The sequence below is a fragment of the Mesorhizobium sp. WSM4829 genome, from assembly GCF_055811475.1.
On sequence record NZ_JBVVQJ010000002.1, the window covers coordinates 89,266 to 109,357 of the forward strand.

16 protein-coding genes are annotated in these 20,092 nt (G+C 62.9%); 8 read left to right on the top strand and 8 right to left on the bottom strand.

The window, feature by feature from the left end:
* Positions 1-134: 134 nt before the first annotated feature.
* The 5 genes from AC0L17_RS02685 to AC0L17_RS02705 all read right to left on the bottom strand — a co-directional run bounded on the left by AC0L17_RS02685 (position 135) and on the right by AC0L17_RS02705 (position 7,582).
* Positions 135-1,154 (bottom strand): GSU2403 family nucleotidyltransferase fold protein, encoded by a 1,020-nt coding sequence (locus AC0L17_RS02685; protein ID WP_473514668.1) that lies wholly within the window; start codon positions 1,152-1,154, stop codon positions 135-137.
* A gap of 319 nt (positions 1,155-1,473) precedes the next feature.
* Entirely contained in the window at positions 1,474-2,457 is a 984-nt protein-coding gene (locus AC0L17_RS02690) for an NAD-dependent epimerase/dehydratase family protein (RefSeq protein WP_473514669.1), read from the bottom strand.
* A gap of 171 nt (positions 2,458-2,628) precedes the next feature.
* A complete protein-coding gene (gene smc, locus AC0L17_RS02695) occupies positions 2,629-6,087 on the bottom strand; it encodes a chromosome segregation protein SMC (protein WP_473514670.1) in 3,459 nt (1,152 codons plus the stop codon).
* A gap of 117 nt (positions 6,088-6,204) precedes the next feature.
* The gene (locus AC0L17_RS02700) at positions 6,205-6,951 is read right to left on the bottom strand and encodes a DsbA family protein (protein ID WP_091595939.1); all 747 of its coding nucleotides are present in this window, start codon (positions 6,949-6,951) and stop codon (positions 6,205-6,207) included.
* Between the two features lie 130 nt (positions 6,952-7,081).
* Complete coding sequence (locus AC0L17_RS02705) at positions 7,082-7,582, bottom strand: DUF721 domain-containing protein (RefSeq protein ID WP_473514671.1); 501 nt, start codon at positions 7,580-7,582, stop codon at positions 7,082-7,084.
* A gap of 55 nt (positions 7,583-7,637) precedes the next feature.
* Here AC0L17_RS02705 and mutY point away from each other — a divergent pair, with 55 nt between their 5' ends.
* Positions 7,638-8,774: an A/G-specific adenine glycosylase gene (gene mutY / locus AC0L17_RS02710; protein ID WP_473514672.1), complete on the top strand. Its 1,137-nt coding sequence runs from the start codon at positions 7,638-7,640 to the stop codon at positions 8,772-8,774.
* 45 nt (positions 8,775-8,819) lie between these two features.
* Positions 8,820-9,431 carry an HAD family hydrolase gene (locus tag AC0L17_RS02715; RefSeq protein WP_473514673.1) on the top strand — a complete coding sequence of 204 codons (612 nt, stop codon included), beginning with the start codon at positions 8,820-8,822 and terminating at the stop codon, positions 9,429-9,431.
* 73 nt (positions 9,432-9,504) lie between these two features.
* Here the strand turns inward: AC0L17_RS02715 and AC0L17_RS02720 are convergent, their stop codons facing one another.
* The gene (locus AC0L17_RS02720) at positions 9,505-10,296 is read right to left on the bottom strand and encodes a transporter substrate-binding domain-containing protein (RefSeq protein ID WP_473514674.1); all 792 of its coding nucleotides are present in this window, start codon (positions 10,294-10,296) and stop codon (positions 9,505-9,507) included.
* A 183-nt stretch (positions 10,297-10,479) separates the two neighbouring features.
* Between AC0L17_RS02720 and AC0L17_RS02725 the strand changes: the two genes are divergently transcribed.
* The gene (locus AC0L17_RS02725) at positions 10,480-10,692 is read left to right on the top strand and encodes a type II toxin-antitoxin system VapB family antitoxin (RefSeq protein WP_473514675.1); all 213 of its coding nucleotides are present in this window, start codon (positions 10,480-10,482) and stop codon (positions 10,690-10,692) included.
* 228 nt (positions 10,693-10,920) lie between these two features.
* Here the strand turns inward: AC0L17_RS02725 and AC0L17_RS02730 are convergent, their stop codons facing one another.
* Positions 10,921-12,054: a site-specific DNA-methyltransferase gene (locus AC0L17_RS02730; protein ID WP_023799298.1), complete on the bottom strand. Its 1,134-nt coding sequence runs from the start codon at positions 12,052-12,054 to the stop codon at positions 10,921-10,923.
* 175 nt (positions 12,055-12,229) lie between these two features.
* Between AC0L17_RS02730 and AC0L17_RS02735 the strand changes: the two genes are divergently transcribed.
* The gene (locus AC0L17_RS02735) at positions 12,230-12,919 is read left to right on the top strand and encodes an HAD family hydrolase (protein WP_027152381.1); all 690 of its coding nucleotides are present in this window, start codon (positions 12,230-12,232) and stop codon (positions 12,917-12,919) included.
* A gap of 39 nt (positions 12,920-12,958) precedes the next feature.
* Here AC0L17_RS02735 and AC0L17_RS02740 read toward each other — a convergent pair whose 3' ends face one another.
* Positions 12,959-13,633 (bottom strand): hypothetical protein, encoded by a 675-nt coding sequence (locus AC0L17_RS02740; protein WP_287217480.1) that lies wholly within the window; start codon positions 13,631-13,633, stop codon positions 12,959-12,961.
* A gap of 127 nt (positions 13,634-13,760) precedes the next feature.
* Here AC0L17_RS02740 and thrC point away from each other — a divergent pair, with 127 nt between their 5' ends.
* The 4 genes from thrC to AC0L17_RS02760 are packed head-to-tail and all read left to right on the top strand — an operon-like array spanning position 13,761 to position 19,968.
* Positions 13,761-15,158 (top strand): threonine synthase, encoded by a 1,398-nt coding sequence (gene thrC, locus AC0L17_RS02745; RefSeq protein WP_473514676.1) that lies wholly within the window; start codon positions 13,761-13,763, stop codon positions 15,156-15,158.
* 14 nt (positions 15,159-15,172) lie between these two features.
* The gene (locus tag AC0L17_RS02750) at positions 15,173-16,465 is read left to right on the top strand and encodes a M16 family metallopeptidase (protein WP_287217482.1); all 1,293 of its coding nucleotides are present in this window, start codon (positions 15,173-15,175) and stop codon (positions 16,463-16,465) included.
* Positions 16,466-16,480: 15 nt separating this feature from the next.
* The gene (locus tag AC0L17_RS02755) at positions 16,481-17,077 is read left to right on the top strand and encodes a GNAT family N-acetyltransferase (protein ID WP_091595953.1); all 597 of its coding nucleotides are present in this window, start codon (positions 16,481-16,483) and stop codon (positions 17,075-17,077) included.
* A 2-nt stretch (positions 17,078-17,079) separates the two neighbouring features.
* Positions 17,080-19,968, top strand: a complete 2,889-nt coding sequence (locus AC0L17_RS02760; RefSeq protein ID WP_473514677.1) for an EAL domain-containing protein — start codon at positions 17,080-17,082, stop codon at positions 19,966-19,968.
* Positions 19,969-20,092: the final 124 nt, after the last annotated feature.

Below are 20,092 nucleotides of genomic sequence, written 5' to 3' on the forward strand. Positions count from 1 at the left end.
CCTGGCGGATCTGGCAGGCGATGGCAGCCACAGGTGGACGAAGCCGAAGGCGAGGCTCACGATGCCGATGATGGCCAAATGGAATAGGTAGGCTGCAATCCGACGACTGGGCGACCGGATGGCGTCGACGCCGGTTACGAGAACAAATGGCGGGCGTCATCGAAAACCATCCGTGGAAGGACCCGAAGCTCGCTTGCCTCGTAGGGGAGATGCTCGAGATATTGCGTCGTGAGCCGGGCAACAGCTTGCGCCTGGGCCAAGTCGCGACGGCGCTTGACTGGCTCGCGATCAGCTCGCTTCGAGACCCAGAGTTTGTGAGCGGCAAAAATCCGGGGATCGGGAACGATGAGGCGTAACGGTCCACCTTTTTCATCGATCGCGATTGCTTCGAAAGCAGGAGCATTTTCCAGCCATGCCAAGCCGGCGATCTCCGCGGCCACCAATTCGTCGTCGGCCTTCCCAATAGCTTGCCGACTCTGTTTCCATGCCGGGTTCGAAAGCGGCTTGATCAGATCGACGAGATACCCGTCGCGGTTCACCGCGCGGAATGTCGCGGATGAACGCTCGAAGGACCGATCCACCTTGCGCAAAAGGTTGATGAGCGCTCCATCCTCGACGTTGCTCCCAGCCACGATCCTGAGGGATTGGCGCGCATCCATGAGGAGGTCAATGTCTTCCGTCGACGTGATCCCTGGATCCACGAACACGCCGGCCGCCGCCTCATAGGCATAGATCGCATTCGTTCCAGCAATACGAATGCCTTCGCCCAGAAGACCGGCGTCCTCGATTGCCCTGATAATTTTTGCGGCGAGGAACGGAACACGCCCGAGTCTGAGCGCTCGATTGACAGCGGATTGGCGCTCGATCTGCGCCTTTCGCGCGGAGAGCGTCTCCTGGGCGGACGCGCGAGCTACTTCCCAATCCGCTTTCTGAGCTTCGGTCTCTTGCGAGCGCCGACCTTCCACCTTCTGGCGTCGTGCACCGGTGGAGTCGTAGTAGCTTCGCATCAGGTGGTCGACGCCGTTCACGGTGTGCCAGACTAGGGACCCGCGAAAGCTCTTCGCCTTTCTTTGGGCTTCCTTAAGCGCAGCGAAGCGTTGGTCGGAATTGACTTTCTCCCGACGCTGATCGTTATTTAATTCAATAAAAATCAAGCACCTCAACAGATATCCAGTGAATTTCTCACAACTGTTGCAAGTCACCATAGCCGGTGAGGTGACCGCGTGCAACAGTTCCCCGAAAATTAGGCCGATACTGTTGATACCACTGTATTAATTGCTTAATTTTAAGCAGACTGCGGACATCGCAACTAGGCTTGATCAACACCGATGCCCCATCGTTCGGTGTGCTCTGGTCGAGAGGCTCGCCACGCCATTCCGGTGATCGGCCCGAAAGTTCGCATTGGGTAAGCGCGGCCGTGCGGGCCGGGCCGTAGATGAAGAAGGTGCCGGAACGACGACCCGCAGGCCGCAGTCACCTTGTCGTTGATCCAGCCCATTCCGACCGGTACCAGTCGACGAATTTTTTCAGCCCGTCTTCTGTCGAAACGCTCGGCTTGAAGCCGAAATCGCGCTCCAGCGCAGTCATGTCGGCATAGGTCCGCTCGACATCGCTGCTTTGCATCGGCTCGCTGTGGCGGATCGCTTTTACGCCGAGCAGTTTTTCCAGAGTGTCGATGAAATCGCCGAGCCGCACCGGCCGGTTGTTGCCGACATTGTAGAGCCTGTTCGGCGGAACTTCAGCCGATGGCGGCTTGTCGAGCACGGCAACGACAGCTCTCACCACATCCTCGACATAAGTGAAATCGCGCCACATCTCGCCATTGTTGAACACCCGGATCGGCTTGCCTTCGAGCATTGCCTTGGTGAATATCCAATAGGCCATGTCGGGCCGGCCCCAGGGACCGTAGACGGTGAAAAATCGCAAGCCGGTCTGCGGCACCCCGAAGAGATGGGCGTAGGTGTGGCTCATCAATTCATCGGACTTCTTGGTGGCGGCGTAAAGCGAGACGGGCTTGTCGACCTGATCGGTCTCGCTGAACGGCACCTTGCGGTTGCCGCCATAGACCGAGCTCGACGAGGCATAGACCAGATGCTCGAATGCGGGCTGCGCGCGACAGAATTCGAGCACTTCGAGATGGCCGACAACATTGGAACGGACATAGAGCCTCGGATTGTCGAGTGAATAGCGCACACCCGCCTGAGCGGCGAGATGGACGATCCTGACTATGCCTTGCCCGGCCAAAGCGTCGGCAAGAGCGTCCTGTTCGGCGATGTCGATCTGGTGAAATGAAAAATCCTTGTGAGGCTGCAAGCGGGCGAGGCGCCCCTTTTTGAGCGCCAGGTCGTAATAGTCGTTCATATTGTCGACGCCGACGACCGCTTCCCCCCTGCTCAGGAGATGATGGCAAACATGGCTGCCGATGAATCCTGCGGCTCCCGTGACAAGTACAGGCAACAAAGTTCTCCACGCATATGCTGGCACATGATCGCGAAATCGAGATCGATTTCGGAGAGGATCATGGCAACATCAAAACGCTCATCAGAATGAACGGAACCGACCCAGTCCAATTCGTGTTTTAGCCGAAAGCCCCAACAGGCGCTACCGACAAGCTGTGCGGTCGACGCGTCAGCTCGCCTCGCGCAGGGCCTCGGCCGCTTGCAGGTCGACCGACACGAGCTGGCTGACGCCCTGCTCGGCCATGGTCACCCCGAACAGCCGGTTCATGCGGGCCATGGTGATCGGGTTGTGCGTGATGATGACGAAGCGCGTCTCGGTGGTGGCCGCCATTTCGTCCATCAGATTGCAGAAACGCTCGACATTGTGATCGTCGAGCGGTGCGTCGACCTCATCGAGCACGCAGATCGGCGCGGGATTGGTCAGGAACACGGCAAAGATCAGCGACATCGCCGTCAACGCCTGCTCGCCGCCGGAAAGCAGCGTCATCGTCTGCGGCTTCTTGCCGGGTGGCCGCGCCAGGATTTCGAGACCGGCCTCGAGCGGATCGTCGGACTCGATCAGTTGCAGTTCCGCCGTGCCGCCGCCGAACAGATGCGAAAACAGCCGCTGGAAATGGCCGTTGACCACGTCGAAGGCAGCCAGAAGCCGTTCGCGGCCTTCGCGGTTCAGGCTCTGGATCGCCTGCCGCAGCTTGCGGATGGCCTCGATGATGTCCTCACGTTCGGAAACGATGGTCTCCAGCCGGTCGGACAGTTCCTTCTGCTCTTCCTCGGCGCGCAGATTGACGGCGCCGAGCCGCTCGCGCTCGATCTTCAGCCGGTCGAGCTGACGCTCGATCTCAGTCATCTCCGGCATCGGGCTGTCGGCCTCCAGGCCGGTGTGGCGGATGACCAGATGCGGCGGCGTGTTCAGCGTTTCCTGGATGCGCGCCTCGACCTCGAGCCGTCTTTCATCGGCAGCGGTCAGCCGCTCTTCGGCGCGGACGCGGGTTTCGCGCGCCTCGGCCAGCGACTGGATCGCTGACGTCGCGGCCTTGTCCAGTTCGGACTGCTTGTTTTCCGCCTCCTGCAACCGGTCGCCGGCGGCCTGGCGCAGGCTTTCGGCTTCGGCAAGCTGCGACAGCAAGGCGCGCCGCTTGGCGTCGATCTCGTCGGGGGCGTCGGCCAGCCTTTCGCGTTCGGCCTCGGCCTCGGCCTTGCGTTCGCCGAGTGCGGCGATCTGCGTCGAGGCGTTTTCGGCGCGCTCCAGCCAGTTGCGGCGTTCCGCGCCGATGGCGTCGAGGCGGCGCGTGCGCGCTTCGGCTTCCCGCCTCAAGCCTTCATGGACGGCGCGGGCATCGGCAAGGGTGGCGCGGTCGCGAGCGACGTTGGCGGCCGACTGTTCGAGCTGCAACTGCAGATCACCGAGATCGGGAGCGCTTTGCAGCAGCATCTCGGCCTCGACGAAAGCCGCGGCCGCCTCTTCATGGCTGTCGACGACGCGCGCGCGCGCCTCGTCAAGTGCGGCGCGCCGGCTCGACAGCTCGCCGCCGGCCTTCTCGGCCTCGGCCAGCGCGTTGCGGGCGGCGTCCAGCCCATGCTGGGCATCACGCCCGGCCTGACGGGCGTTGCGCTCGGCCTCGCTCGCCTGGGCAAGCGCCTGCTCGGCATCGGCAAGGGCCTCTTCGGCCTGGCGCAGGATGCGGTTCGCGTGGACCGCCTCGGCGTCGAGCTCGGACAGCCGGTTTTTCTGCGCCAGCCGCTGCGCGGCGGCGGTCGGCGCGTCGGCGCTGGCGGTGAATCCGTCCCAACGCCAGAGCGCCCCTTCGCGGCTGACCAGCCGCTGCCCGGGAGCAAGCTGCGCCTGCAACCGCTTTCCGTCGCCGGCGTCGACGATGCCGATCTGCGCCAATCGACGGGCGAGTTGCGCCGGCGCGCGGACGACGCTGGCAAGGCTCTTGATGCCTTCGGGCAGAGCGGCGTCGCCGGGCTGGACCTCGCTTTGGCCCCAATGCACCGGCGCGCTGCGGTCGAGCGGCACGTCGAGATCTTCGCCAAGGGCCGCGCCCAGCGCCGTCTCGTAGCCGCGCTCGACGCTGATCTGCTCCAGCACGGACGGGAAGAGGTCGCCGCTCGCGGCATTCAGGATCTTGGCCAGCGTGCGGGCCTCGGTTTCGATTCGCGCCAGTTCGGCCTTTGCATCCTGAACCGGCGGGCGGGCGGCGCTCTCCGCCGCGCGCGCCTCGGCGACAGCCTGTTCGGCGGCAATCGCCGCGGCTTCGGTTTCCTCGAGCAGCGCCAGCGCCTGTTCAACCAGAAGTTGCTTCTCGGCGGGATCGGCCAGGCCGGCGACCCTGGAGGCGATATCGGACAATTCCCGGTCGACATCGGCGAGCTGGCGGGCGAAACGGTCGCGGCGCTCCGCGGTGTCGCGCAGCGTTCGTTCGATCTGGTTGCGGGAAGCGGCGGCCTCCGCCCGTTCGGCGGTCAGCCCGGCGAGTTTGGCTTCACTGGCGGCAAGCGTCGACGCAGCCTGTTCGACCGCCGCGCGGGTGCTGGCCTCGCGGTCGGCGGCGCCGGCGTTCTCGGTGTTGAGCGCAGTTTCTTCGGCGGCGAGACGCTCAAGAATATCCGCATTGTCGCGGACCATCCGCTCCTCGCGGACGATGTCGCCGTCGAGCTGCTGGAGCCGGCGGTCGAGCTCCAGTTGGCGGGCGCGGATGCGGCCCGCTTCTTCCTCGATCTGCGTCTTGGCGATCGACAGGCGCTGGAAGGCGGCAGCGGCGGCGGCTTCCGCGTCGCGCAGGTCCGGCAACCGATGGGCGCCGATCCCTTGCTCCCTGGCGGCAGCCATCTGGGCGGCGGCGCGGTCGCCGACCAGTGCCGTGGCGATCGCCAGCGCCGAGCGCGCCTCGCCTTCCTGCGTCTTGGCCAGCGTCCAGCGCAGATGCAGCAGCGTCGCTTCAGCCTTGCGGATATCGGCCGACAGGTTCTTGAAGCGCGAGGCCTGGCGAGCCTGGCGCTTCAGGCTTTCGATCTGGCTTTCCAGCTCGCCGACGACATCGTCCAGCCGTTCCAGATTCTGTTCGGCCGCTTTCAGACGCAGTTCCGCCTCGTGGCGACGTGTGTGCAGACCCGAAATGCCGGCCGCCTCTTCCAGCAGCGCGCGGCGCGCCTGCGGCTTTGCCTGGATCAGCTCGCCGATGCGGCCCTGCCCGACCATCGAGGGCGAGCGAGCGCCGGTCGACTGGTCGGCGAAAAGCAGTTGCACGTCCTTGGCGCGGGCTTCCTTGCCGTTGATGCGGTAGAGCGAACCCGCCTCGCGCTCGATGCGACGCGAAACCTGCAACTCGTCCGCGTCGTTGAAGGCCGAGGGCGCGCTACGGTCGCTGTTGTCGAGGAAAAGCGTGACTTCGGCGGTGTTGCGGGCCGGACGCGTTCCGGAACCGGAAAAGATGACGTCGTCCATGCCGGACGCGCGCATGTTCTTGTACGAGCTTTCGCCCATCACCCAGCGCAGCGCCTCGACAAGGTTCGACTTGCCGCAGCCGTTGGGGCCGACGATGCCGGTGAGGCCGCGTTCGATGACGAACTCACCGGGTTCGACGAACGACTTGAAACCGAGCAGGCGAAGGCGCGAGAATTTCATTCGCGCCGCCCCAACAGCGGGTTCTGCAAAAGTGTTCCGCGGTTTGGCGACAAGAACTCGCGGCGCAACAAAAAGTTGCGCACGCCGAAGCGCAGCCGCTTCGGCGCTGCCGAAACGTCAAAGCAGAGGGTCGATAATGGCCGAGATTTCCTCAATCGACAGCGCCCCCTTGTAGGTCTTCCCGTTGATAAAGAAGGTCGGCGTCGAGTCGACCTTGAATTCATCGGCGCCGCGCTTCTGGACCGACCTCACATCGTCCAGAAGTTTCTGGTCCGTCAAGCAGGCCTCGAACGACTCCTGTGTAAAACCGGCCATCTTGGAGATTTGCAGCAGGGCGTCCTTGGTATTGGCGACACCTGCCCAGTTCGCCTGCTGCTTGAACAGAACGTCCACCATTGGGAAATAATTGTCCTTGGAGCAGCGCGCCAGCATGAAACCGGCCTCGGCGCTGGGATCGAAGGGGAACTCGCGCAGGATAAGGCGGGCCTTGCCGGTATCGATGTATTTCGTCTTCAGCGCCGGGAGGGTGGTTTCATGGAAATGCGCGCAGTGCGGGCAGGTCATCGAGGCATATTCGACGATGGCGACCTTCGCGTCGTCCTTGCCGAGCTGCATGTCGGGCAGTGCGCCGGGCTTCAGCAAGGCAGCCATGTCCACCGTGCCCTGGGCCTCAGGCGCCTTGGCCGCGGCCGGAGCGGCCGGCTTTGCCGGATCGGCCGGCTTCATCGCATCGGCGGGGGCTGCAGGCTTCACATCCTCCGCCACGGCTTTCTCGCCCGAGTCGCTGCAGGCGGCGAGCAGAGCCACCGCCGGAATGGCGGCCAGTGACGACAGGAGGTTTCTGCGGGACAAAAGACGGGGCATACGAATCACCTGACAATGGTTGGATTTTGCAATGCAAAGGCTAGAAAAGGCGAGAGTTGGCGCGAATTAAGGCATCGCCGTCCCCATTCCAATCGCCAAAACTTGGCTACGCGATCACGAAAGCGCGAGATTATGTTTTCTTTTGACCGAGAATGGTGGCGCCGAGCCGCTCCAGCGAGGCGCGCAGCCCATCATCCTCGATCATTCCGACAGTGCCTGACAGCTTCACCTTCTCGGCCGCGCTCAGCGGCCGGATGCTTGGTTTAAGCCGGCCTTTGTCAACCGTGACCGGCTTTTGCACGATTCTGATCCGACCGATAGCGTTGAAGCCGAGGAAGGCGTTGACCCGGTTGATGATCTCGCCGGTCTCGTGCTGCAGATGGAGCGCCGCCATGCCTTCGCAGGCGATGACCAGCACCGCCGGCTCGAACGGATCATCTTCATGCATGCGGCGCGGCCACTGGATCTTTTCAGGGCGCGAACGGCTGGCAAGCCGCGGCCCGGCAATCTCCTCCCATGACTGGACGAGCCCGATCGACATGCCGGCTCGCTTGCGCAGCACCGGATCGAGGATCTGGGTTGCGAGATCACTCACCGGAACGGGATTGCCGAAGGGCCTTTTCCCTGCCATGTGCGTTCTCCAGTCACGACCTTCACCATACATCGGTTAGGCCAGTCCTCGATCAATGGCACTGCACGACCAGACCCGCAAGACCGCATCCGGAGACAGCGGCAAAGCCGCATCTGGAGACAGCGGCGAGATCGCGTCCCGCCTGCTCGCCTGGTACGACGGGCATCACCGCGACTTGCCGTGGCGCATTGCGCCGCGCGAGTTGGCACGCGGCATACGGCCCGATCCCTACCGGGTCTGGCTTTCCGAAGTCATGCTGCAGCAGACCACGGTCGAGGCGGTAAAATCCTATTTCCGGGCCTTTGTCGAGAAATGGCCCGATATCGAGGCGTTGGCCGCTTCACCGACTGAAGACGTCATGAAAGCCTGGGCCGGACTCGGCTATTATTCCCGCGCGCGCAATCTCAAGGCCTGCGCCGACCTCGTCGCGCGGCAAGGCGGCAGGTTTCCGGATACGCAAGCTGGCTTGAGAGAGCTGCCCGGCATCGGCGCCTACACGGCGGCGGCGATCGCCGCGATCGCCTTCGACCAGCCCGCCGCGGTCGTCGACGGCAATGTCGAGCGGGTGGTTTCCCGGCTGTTTTCGATCGTCACGCCGCTGAGCGAGGCCAAGAGCGACATACGCACCTATGTCGAGCGCATGGTTCCAGCGACCAGACCGGGCGATTTCGCCCAGGCAATGATGGATCTTGGCGCGACGATCTGCACGCCGCGGCGGCCGCGCTGCGGGCTCTGCCCGCTGCGCGAGGATTGCAGCGCCATTATTTCCAACGATGCCGAACGCTTCCCTGTCCGCCTGCCGAAGGGCGAGAAACCATTGCGGCGCGGGGCTGCCTTCGTTGCCGTACGTGGCGATGGCGCCATCCTGTTGCGCAAACGTGGGGATAAGGGCCTGCTCGGCGGCATGACCGAAGTGCCGACGACCGGCTGGACCGCGCAGATCGACGGCGGCACCACAGCGGCGGCGGCGCCCTTCCCCGGCAACTGGCGGCGAGCCGGGAAGATTGGCCATGTCTTCACCCATTTCGCGCTCGAACTCGAAATCTTCAAAGCGATGGCCGATGTCGCCGCCCCAGCGGGTCATTTCTGGTCGCTGGCCGACGAAATTTCCGGCGAAGCACTGCCCACCGTCATGAAAAAGGTAATCGAAGCAGCGATACCGGGCGCGACGAAGAAGCAGCGCGCACATTGAATCGCCCACGTCGCCCCATTTGAACTGCGTTGAACGAGGACAAGAATGACCGAAATCCGCCACATCGTTTTCGACATCGGCAGAGTGCTGATCCACTACGATCCGAACCTGCCGTTCAGCCGTATCATTCCGGATGCCGAGGAGAGAAAGTGGTTTTTCGACAATGTCTGCACGCATGACTGGAACATCGAGCAGGACCGCGGCCGCACCTGGGAAGAGGCCGAGGCGTTGCTGATCGCCGAACACCCGGACCACGCCGAAAACATCCGCAACTTCCGCCGCCTCTGGCACGAGATGGTGCCGCACGCTTACGACGACAGCGTCCAACTCATGGACAAGCTGATCGAGAGCGGCCACGACGTCACCATGCTGACCAATTTTGCGTCCGACACGCTTGCCGAAGCCCGGCAGCGTTTCGACTTCCTCAACCGCCCGCGCGGTGTGACCATTTCGGGCGAGATCGGCATGATCAAGCCGGATCGCGGCATTTACGACCATCACGTCGCCGCGTTCGGCCTCGAGCCCGCGGCCACGCTGTTTATCGACGACAGCCAGAAGAATGTCGACGGCGCCAAGGCGGCCGGCTGGCAGTCGGTGCTGTTCACCGACGCAAAGACGCTCGCGGCGGACCTCGATCGCCTGGGGGTCAGAGTGTGATCACTGTGACGGGCCTGACCGCAGTCGCTGAGAAGCGCGGTCCACGGCGCTGCCATTGGATCCGTCTCGCGCGCTACTTGACGTGTGAGGCGTAGATGCGATCGAACTCACCCGTCGCCTTGGCAAGATGCAACCATTGGTCGACATAGGCCTTGAAGACAACGGCACCCTCAGGAAGCATATAACCCATTTCGCCATATTGGAGCGGCTTCTCGGGGTTGATCGCGCAAAGGCCGGGGTGAAGTTTCTCCTGCAACTCGGTTTCGACCGATTCGGCGATCATTATATCGGCTTTGCCGTCAAGGATTTGGCGGAAGATCGTGACGTTGTCCGGGTAGATCTCAATTTTAGCGTCACTGAGTTTTTCACGCACGAATTTCTCATTGGTCCCGCCGGGATTAACAATCACAGTCACATCCGGCTTGTTGATGTCGGCAATCGATTGGAATTTCGCCTCGTCCTCGCAGCGCGCAATCGGTGCCTTGCCGTTGACGAGATAGGGCTCGCTGAAGAACACCTGCTTCTGGCGTTCCAGGGTCACCGAAATACCGCCCATCGCGATGTCACACTTGCCGGTTGTAAAATCGGCAAGCAATTTTTTCCAGGTAGTCGCCACGAATTCCGCCTCGACTCCTAGTGAGCTTGCCAGAGATTTTGCGAGATCGATATCGATGCCCTGGTAGTTGTTCGCGGGCTTGTCATGAAAGGTGAAGGGCTTGTAGTCGCCGGTCGTACAGACGCGCAGCTTGCCGTTCTTGATAATCGCATCAAGCTGGTTTTCTGCGCCGGTGTTCTGGGCAATCGCCGGAGAGGCCAACGAACCCATGACGAGGGCGGCGACAAACGGCGAGGCAAGAGCTTTCATGGATCTGGTCTCCGATGGATAAGAGAATCGAGCATTCGAGAAACGATGGGCAAAGGTCAATAACTCTTCCTGGGGAATCACTCACCGTGATCCCTCCGAGGGCGGCTTTCGTTTGTGACGGCTTTGTGGGTCAGGAGCAGAATGTATATATCTTAGTCCAGTTCATACACATCGAGCGCAGCCATGCGAACCAACATTGAACTCGACGACAAACTGATCGCTGAGGCCATGGCCGCCTCCGGTCTCAAGACCAAGAAAGCGACGATTGAGGCGGCACTGCGCGCTCTGGTGCGCCAGCACCGGCAGGATACGGCTATCGCGGCCCTTGCCGGCGCCGGCTGGGATGGCGATCTTGAGGTCATGCGGGAAGGCCGTTCGCCCGATCAGCAGCGATGATCGCGACAGTCCCGTGTGAATCGGTCATCTCCGCAATACGGCCAGACCGATGGTTCGTTACCTCGGTCTGCGACTTGCATGATCGTGAGATTCCAACCGACGAGCGCTGGTCTTCTCAGCACAGGTGTGTGTGCGGCATCAAGGAGCAACCCGGCGAAAGGACAGGCCAAGCGCGGTCCTGCTTCCCCCCGGAGACGATGTGCAACGAGACCTCTGTAGCGGTTATCGTCAGGCCCCTGCCCGCTCCATGCCGAGGCGGGCGATGCGGCGAAGCTCGTCGATCGGGGTCAGGCCGCCACTGCGCTCATAGTGCCAGAAGGTCCAGCCGTTGCAGGCATCCAGCCCCTGCACTTCCGCGCCGATCTTGTGGATCGATCCGGCGCTGCCGCCGACCGCCACAGTGCCGTCGGCGCGCACCCTGGCCGCCCAGCGCTTCTTGGCGTCGTAGAGCGTGGCGCCCGGCAGCATCAGCCCGGTGTCGATGAGGCTGACGAAAGCAACGCGCGGCTCGGCACGCTTGCCGGTAAGCACGGTAAGCGCAGCGCCGTCCAGCGGCCGGACTGCATCGATGCGCTCGTTGGCGGCGTCGATATAGGCCTGCTCGCGCTCGATGCCGACGAAATGGCGGCCGAGGCGCTTGGCCACCGCGCCGGTGGTGCCGGAGCCGAAAAAGGGATCGAGCACGATATCGCCGGGCTTCGTCGAGGCCATCATGATGCGGGCGAGCAGCGCTTCGGGCTTCTGCGTCGGATGCAGCTTGTCGCCATTTTCGTTCTTGAGGCGCTCAGCGCCGGTGCAGATCGGAAACAGCCAGTCGGACCGCATCTGGATGTCGTCGTTCGACGCCTTCAGCGCTTCGTAGTTGAAGGTGTAACCCTTCCCCTTCTGATCGCGCGAGGCCCAGATCATCGTCTCATGGGCGTTCTGGAAGCGGCGGCCGCGGAAATTCGGCATCGGATTGGTCTTGCGCCAGACGACATCGTTGAGGATCCAGTACCCCAGATCCTGCATCTTGGCGCCGACCCTGAAAATGTTGTGGTAGGAGCCAATGACCCAGATGGTGCCGTTGGGCTTCAACACGCGGCGCGCCGCCAGCAGCCAGGCCCGGGTGAAGGCGTCGTAGACCTCAAAACTTGCGAACTGGTCCCAGTCGTCGTCGACGGCATCGACCTTGGACTGGTCGGGCCGGTGCAGATCGCCGTCGAGCTGCAGATTGTAGGGCGGATCGGCAAAGATCACGTCGATGGATTTTTCGGGCAGCCGGTCGAGCGCGGCGACGCAATCGCCCTTCAGGATCGTATCGAGCCATTCGGATTGCTGGGGAGCATGGGAAAGCTCGTCGAGAAGACGCACGGCAGACATTGTTACACCCAAAGCACGCGTTACTGTTTACTCCCTGTTATGGTTACCGATCAGCGTAAATATTCGGTGAAGGCCTGGGGTGCGGACCCCGGGTAATTTGCGAAGATCGGCCTGTTGGTGTATGCCGCGCCGCCTGAACCGTCCCAGCCTCCTCCCTCCCGCTTTTCGGATCGCTATGCCCCAGCCAGACCTTGTCATCTTCGATTGCGACGGCGTGCTCGTCGATTCCGAGATCATCGCCGCGCGCATCGAAGCCGAGCTGTTGACGTCGGCCGGCTACGAGATATCGGCCGAGGAGATTTCCGAGACCTATGCCGGGCTGACCTTCAAGGACATCATGATGCGGGTCGAGGAAAAATCCCGCGTCCCGTTCCAGGCCTCGCTGATCGATCGCGCCGAAGACCTGGTCGACCGCCGGCTGCGCAGCGACGTGCGCGCCGTCGACGGGGTGCACGAGGCGGTCGCCGCGGTGACGGCGCCGCGCTGCATCTGCTCGAATTCGCGCACCGAGCGGATCGAATTCATGCTGGAGAAGGTGCATCTGCTGCCGTTTTTCAGCGGCCGGATTTTTTCCTCGCTGGAAACACCAAGCGGGAAATCCAAGCCGGCGCCCGACGTGTTTCTCTTTGCCGCGGCAAAGCTCCAGGCCGATCCGGCGAACACCTTCGTCATCGAGGATTCCGTGCATGGCGTGACCGGCGCCAGGACAGCCGGCATGCGTGTGATCGGCTTCACCGGAGCGGCGCACAGCTATCCCGGGCATGCCGACGCGCTGACCGAGGCCGGCGCCGAAACGGTCATCCGCCGCTGGGCGGAACTGAAAAGCGTGATCTCCGCCCTGTCCGAGTGGTCGGCGGATGCGTGAAGCAGGCGTCCAAATGGACGCGCAGTTCCAAAGCCGCGGCTATTCGGCCGCGGCAACCTTCTTGTCGGTCTTCTTCGGCGGGCCTTCGTCATAGCCGGCGAACACCTGATAGTCCCGCGCGGTGGGCTCGGGAACGACAACGTTCGAATCGGTGAAGACGAACTGGGTGGCACTCGAGGGATTGGTAACCTGGACCTGATGTTGGTGAAGCTGCGAGTAAAGGACCTCCTTGCCATGCATCACAGCGATACGGATCGGCATGGTGATGGTGCCAGGGCTGAACATCGGTCCCGGAACGACCTTGCCGGCGACGGCGATCTTCATCGTCAGCGAGCCGTTGGCGCGCAGGCAGTCGCGGGTCACATCGGTGATCGAGGCCTGATAGACGATCTTGGCGGAACCATCCTGCTGGCCGCTGCTCGCGTCAAGCGCGGCAGCTTCTGCATCCAGGGTGGCGGCTTTTTTCTTGGGCTTTTGACTGCCCTTGGCATAGGTGTTGAAGAAGGCGGTGCCGTCGCGCAGCGTCACTTTCGGACAATAGGCCAGCAATTGGCTGGCGAGAACCTTGGGGTCCGGCGGTGGTGGCGGTGTCGTGTCCTTCTTTCCGAAGCCCAGCATGCTGCTGCCGCCTGATTGGCAGCCGGCGGCGGTAAGCATAAAGCCGGCGAGCGCCAGACCCGCGACAAAACGACCGTTAAATGTATGAAACGCCATGAACTGCACTTCCCTCTCGCAAAGCGGGTGACGTATATCAACCGCGCGGCAAAAATGCGACTGAGCAAGTACGGAAATTAACCACTTTGCCGCGGACAATACCGCCCGGCAGCAATGGAACATGACGATGCGCTATGTGAGTACCCGCGGGGAAGCGCCCGTGCTTGGATTTTCCGACGCTGTGCTGGCGGGTTTGGCGCGCGATGGCGGACTTTATGTCCCTGAAACCTGGCCGCAGTTTTCGGCAGCTGAGATCCGCGCGATGCGCGGCCTTGCCTATCCCGACCTCGCCATCCGCGTGCTGTCGCCGTTTCTCGGCGGCGAGATCGCGATGCCGGTGTTCGAACGCCTGGTGCGCGAAGCCTATGCGACGTTCCGTCACGAGGCGGTCTGCCCGCTGGTGCAGACCGGCTCGAACATGTTCGTTCTGGAACTCTTCCATGGCCCGACGCTTGCCTTCAAGGACGTCGCCATGCAGCTTCTCGCCCGGCTGATGGACCATGTGCTTGCCGAACGCGACCAGCGCGCCAGCATTGTCGGCGCCACCTCCGGCGATACCGGCGGGGCCGCCATCGATGCCTTCGCCGGGCGCAACCGCACCGACATCTTCGTTCTTTTCCCGCACGGCCGGGTCTCGCCGGTGCAGCAGCGGCAGATGACGACGTCCATCGCCGCAAATGTCCATGCACTGGCGGTCGACGGCAATTTCGACGATTGTCAGGGCCTGGTGAAGGACATGTTCAACGATCACGGTTTTCGCGACCGGGTATCGCTGTCCGGCGTCAATTCGATCAACTGGGCCCGCATCATGGCCCAGATCGTCTACTACTTCTCATCGGCGCTGTCGCTCGGCGCGCCCAACCGGCCGATTTCGTTCACGGTGCCGACCGGCAATTTCGGCGACATCTTCGCCGGCTACGCCGCCAAGAAGATGGGGCTGCCGATCGAGCGGCTGATCATCGCAACCAACGACAACGACATTCTGGCGCGCACGCTGTCGAGCGGCGAGTACCGCACGAAAGGCGTCTTTTCGACCACGTCGCCGTCGATGGACATCCAGGTCTCTTCGAATTTCGAGCGCTTGCTGTTCGAGGCGGCCGGCCGCGACGCCTCTACCGTGCGGCGCTACATGAGCGGCCTCAAGCAGTCCGGCGCCTTCACCATCGAAGCCGGCGAGATCGCCAGGATCCGCTCCGAATTCGACGCCGGCCGTTCGACCATGGACGAAGTCGCCGCCACGATCCGCTCGACGCTAGCAGCCAGCAACTATCTGCTCGACCCGCACACGGCCGCGGCCATGCACGTTGCGGTTGCAAAAGCCACCAATGCCGTGCCGATGGTGGTGCTGGGCACCGCCCATCCGGCAAAGTTCCCCGCCGCCGTCGAAGCGTCCAGCGGCGTGTCGCCTGCCCTGCCCGCATGGCTAGGCGGGTTGATGACTTCAGAGGAAAAATACACGGTACTTCCATCCGACCTGAAAATGATGGAAGATTATGTTAGCCGCCACACGCGGGCGGCAAATTAGGGAGTATCAGCTATATGGGTGTTGAGGTAAGCCGTCTGTCGAACGGCCTGACAGTCGCCACCGAAACCCTTCCAAGCCTCGAATCCGTCGCTCTTGGCGCCTGGATCAAATCAGGCGCCCGCAATGAGCGTAGCGAAGAGCACGGAATGGCCCACCTGCTTGAACACATGGCGTTCAAGGGAACCAGAAGGCGCAGCGCCTTCGAGATCGCCTCCGAAATCGAGGATGTCGGCGGCGAGATCAATGCCGCCACCAGTGTCGAGACCACCTCCTATTATGCCAGGGTGCTGAGCGACGACGTGCCCCTGGCCGTCGATATCCTGTCCGACATCCTGCAGGAATCCGAGTTCGACCCGCAGGAGCTGGAGCGCGAGCAGCATGTGATCCTGCAGGAGATCGGCGCCGCACACGATACGCCCGACGACGTCGTCTTCGACCACTTCACCGAGACGGCCTTCCGGCACCAGACGATCGGCCGCTCCATCCTCGGCACGCCGGAAACCGTCAAATCCTTCACCTCGAAGCAATTGCACAAATTCATCGAACGGCAATATGGCGCCGAGCGCATGGTGATCGTTGCCGCCGGCGACATCAAGCACGACAACTTCGTGCGCGAGGTCGAGAAGCATCTCGGCGGTTTCCGCAGCAAGTCCGACAACACCATGCCGCAATATGCGCAATATGTCGGCGGCGATTTCCGCGAGGACCGCGACCTGATGGACGCGCAGATCGTGCTGGGGTTCGAGGGCCGCGCCTATCATGTACGCGACTTCTACGCCTCGCAGGTCCTGTCGATGATCCTTGGCGGCGGCATGTCGTCGCGTCTTTTCCAGGAGGTCCGCGAAAAGCGCGGGCTGTGCTATTCGGTCTATGCCTTCCACTGGGGTTTTTCCGATACCGGCATATTCGGCGTCCATGCCGCGACCGGGCAGAGCGACATCGCCGAATTGGTGCCGGTGGTCATCGGCGAGTTGCAGAAGGTCGGCGAGACCATCCTGCAGGAGGAACTCGACCGGGCACGCGCCCAGTACCGTGCGGGCCTGATCATGTCTGCCGAAAGCCCAGCCAGCCGCGCCTCGCAGATCGCCCGGCAAATGCTTCTGTTCGGCCGGCCGATCGCCAAGGAAGAGCTGATGGAACGGCTGTCGGCGCTGACGGTCGAGCGGTTGACGGACCTGTCGTCACGGCTGTTTTCGACCAAGCCGACGCTGACTGCCGTCGGACCGGTGGGCACGCTCGCTCCCTATGAGGCGGTCCTCGAGTCGCTTTCGGGCACGCAGACCACGGCCCGAAAGCTCGCCGGCTAAGTCCATCAAAGCGTCATGTTCGCGCTCCCTTTCTTTCGCCGTGACCTGCCGGCACTGAAGGGTGACCGGGTCACGCTGCGCGTGCCGCTGACCAACGACTATCGTGAATGGTCGGTGCTGCGCGGGGAAAGCCGCGCCTTCCTGGAGCCGTGGGAGCCGCGCTGGAACCCCGACGAGCTCGACCGCACGGCCTGGCGGCATCGCCTCAGCCGCTATCGCGAAGACTATGCGCAGGGAACGGCCATAGCCTTCTTCATCTTCGACAAAGGCAACGGCAAGCTTGTCGGTGGAATCACCCTCGGCAATATCCGCCACGGCGTCGCGCAAAGCGGCCATATCGGCTACTGGATCGGCGAGCGCTACAGCGGCCGTGGCCTGATGACCGACGCGGTCAAGGTGGTGACGCGCTTCGCCTTCGATACGCTGAGGTTGCACCGGATCGAAGCTGCCTGTATTCCCGACAACGCCCGGTCGATCCGCGTGCTTGAAAAAGCCGGATTCCGGCGCGAAGGACTTCTCCGATCCTATCTCAGGATCAACGGCATCTGGCAGGACCACTACCTCTACGCCCGGATCGAGGACGATCCGCCGGGCGCGGAAACGAAGGACTGATTTTGACGAATTTCCTGCGAATCGGGTCGTTGTTCGCCTTTGTGCTGACGGCAATCGTCGTGCTCTGCACGGCGTCTTCGGCCTTCGCCGTCGAACCGATCAAGATTGCCCGCGACGATGTGGCGCTCGACCTTTCGGGCGCCGTCGAAATCTACCGCAACCAGGGCGAGAATTTTCAGGTGTCGACTGCTCCGGGACCGGACGGCATCGTGCGGCGCATCGAGGTCGAGGCCAATGATGCGCGCTCGACCGGCGACTGGGCGGTGTTCGCGCTTGCCAACACCACCGACCAGCAGCTCGACAGGCTGATCGTCGCACCGCATTTCCGGCTGGTGAATTCCGGTATCTTCTGGCCGGATCTCGGCTCGACGCGCATTGCCGCGATCACGCCCAGCGAGGGCTTCGCGCTCGACCGCCAGAGCAGCCCCGACGCCGACGTGTTCCGGGTGACGCTGAACCCCGGAACGGTGATCACCTTCATTGCCGAACTGGCGTCGCCCAAACTGCCGCAGGTCTATCTCTGGGAGCCGGAATCCTACAAGGATTCGGTCAATTCCTACACGCTGTTTCGCGGCATCGTCATCGGCATCGCCGGCCTCCTGGCGCTGTTCCTGACCATCCTTTTCGTCGTCAAGGGGACCTCGATGTTCCCGGCAACCGCAGCACTCGCCTGGGCGGTGCTCGCCTATATCTGCATCGATTTCGGCTTTCTCAACAAGGTCCTGGAAATATCGCCCGGCAACGAGCAGATGTGGCGGGCCGGAACGGAGGTGGCGCTTGCAGCGACGTTCGTGGTGTTCCTGTTCGCCTATCTCAACCTTAACCGATGGCACGGCCATTTCAGCTACGGCGCTCTGGTCTGGATTCTGGGGCTGCTGCTGATCGCCGGCGTTGCAATCGTCGACCCGGCGGTCGCCGCCGGCATCGCCAGGCTGTCCTTCGCCGCCACCGCGCTGACCGGTCTCGGCCTGATCATCTTCCTCGGCATACGCGGCTACGACCGTGCCATCATGCTGGTGCCCAGTTGGGTCATGGTCCTGTTGTGGCTATGCGGGTCGTGGATGGCGATCACCGGCATGCTCGACAATGACATCGCCCAGCCGGCACTGGGCGGCGGGCTGATCCTCATCATCCTGCTCATCGGCTTCACCGTCATGCAGCACGCCTTTGCCGGCGGTGCGCTGCATCAGGGCCTGTTCTCCGATCTCGAACGGCAGGCGCTGGCCGTGGCCGGATCGGGCGACACGGTGTGGGACTGGGACGTGATGCGCGACCGCGTCGTCACCAGGCCGGATGTCAGCATCCAGCTTGGCCTTGCGCCCGACAGCCTGGGCGGCGCTGCCCGCAACTGGCTGCCGGTACTCCATGCCGACGACCGCGACACCTTCCGTACGACGCTCGACGTGGTGCTCGAACACCGGCGCGGCCGGGTGTCGCAGAATTTCCGCCTGCGCGGCGCCGACGGGCACTATCACTGGTTTTCGCTGCGCGCCCGGCCGGTGATCGGATCGGACGGCGAGGTCATCCGCTGCGTCGGCACCATGGTCGACGTGACGGAGCAGAAGAAGTCCGAGGAGAGGCTGTTGCACGACGCCGTGCACGACAATCTGACCGGGCTGCCGAACCGCGAATTGCTTATGAACCGGCTGGAGGCGATCATCTCGATCGCGCGCACCGAAGAGAAGGTCCGTCCCACCGTCTTCGTCATCGACATCGACCGGTTCAAGCAGGTCAATGACGGGCTCGGCATCTCGGCCGGCGATACCATCCTGCTCACTGTTGCGCGCCGGCTGCACCGGTTGCTCAAGCCGAAGGATTCGCTGTCGCGCTTTGCCGGCGACCAGTTCGCGCTGATGCTGCTTTCCGAGCAGGACCCGGCCCGCATCGCAGCCGTTGCCGATGCCATCAAGCATGCGATCAACAATCCGATCACCTTTGCCAAACGCGAGATCGTGCTGACCGCCTCGATCGGTCTGGTCACCTGGACCTCGGCGCAGAGTTCGGCCGAGGACATGGTCAAGGACGCCGAGCTTGCCATGCACCAGGCCAAGCGTTTTGGCGGCGACAGGATCGAGCCGTTCCGACCCGCCTTCCGCACCGTCGGCACCGACCGGCTGCAGTTCGAGTCCGACCTGCGCCGCGCCATCGAACGGCGCGAATTCACACTCGCCTACCAGCCCATCGTGCGGCTGGAAGACGGCAGTGTTGCCGGCTTCGAGGCGCTTTTGCGCTGGGATCATCCGCGTCGCGGCATGATCCCGCCAGGCGATTTCATCCCGGTCGCCGAGAGCTGCGGCCTGATCGTGCAGCTTGGCTTGTTCGCCATGCAGCAGGCCGCCGAAGATCTGGCGGGATGGCAAAAGCAGATCGGCGACGCGCCGCTGTCGGTTTCGGTCAACCTGTCCAGCCGACAGCTCATCCGCCGCGATCTGGTCAGCGACGTTCGCTCGGTGATCGCGCGGGCCAATCTGAAGCCGCGCTGTTTCCGACTCGAGCTCACCGAATCGCTGGTGATGGACAATCCCGAGCAGACAGCCCATGTGCTGAACAAGCTGAAGAAGCTTGGCATCGGCCTGTCGCTGGACGATTTCGGCACCGGCTACTCATCGCTGGCCTATCTGACGCGCTTTCCCTTCGACACGATCAAGATCGACAAGAGCTTTGTCGACGACACCACACCGAAGCGCGCGGTGCTGCTCAAATCGATGGTCAACATGGCGCATGAACTCGGCCTTTCGGTCGTGGCCGAGGGCATTTCGGACGAAAGCGATGCGCTCGAGCTGCGCCAGATGGGCTGCGAATATGTGCAGAGCTTCATGTTCGGCGCGCCGATGCCCGGCGATCAGGTGCTGAGGACGCTGAAGGAACAGTATCCGCTGACCCGGGCTTGATCCTGTTCATGTCGTTGTCCCAAAACCGCTGCGCTTTTTGGGCGGCATGAGCCTGGCACCCGCTGGAGCGCATCGGCAAGGTCTCAGCTCCCGCGGCTCGGCACTCCATCAAAAGTACGACCGG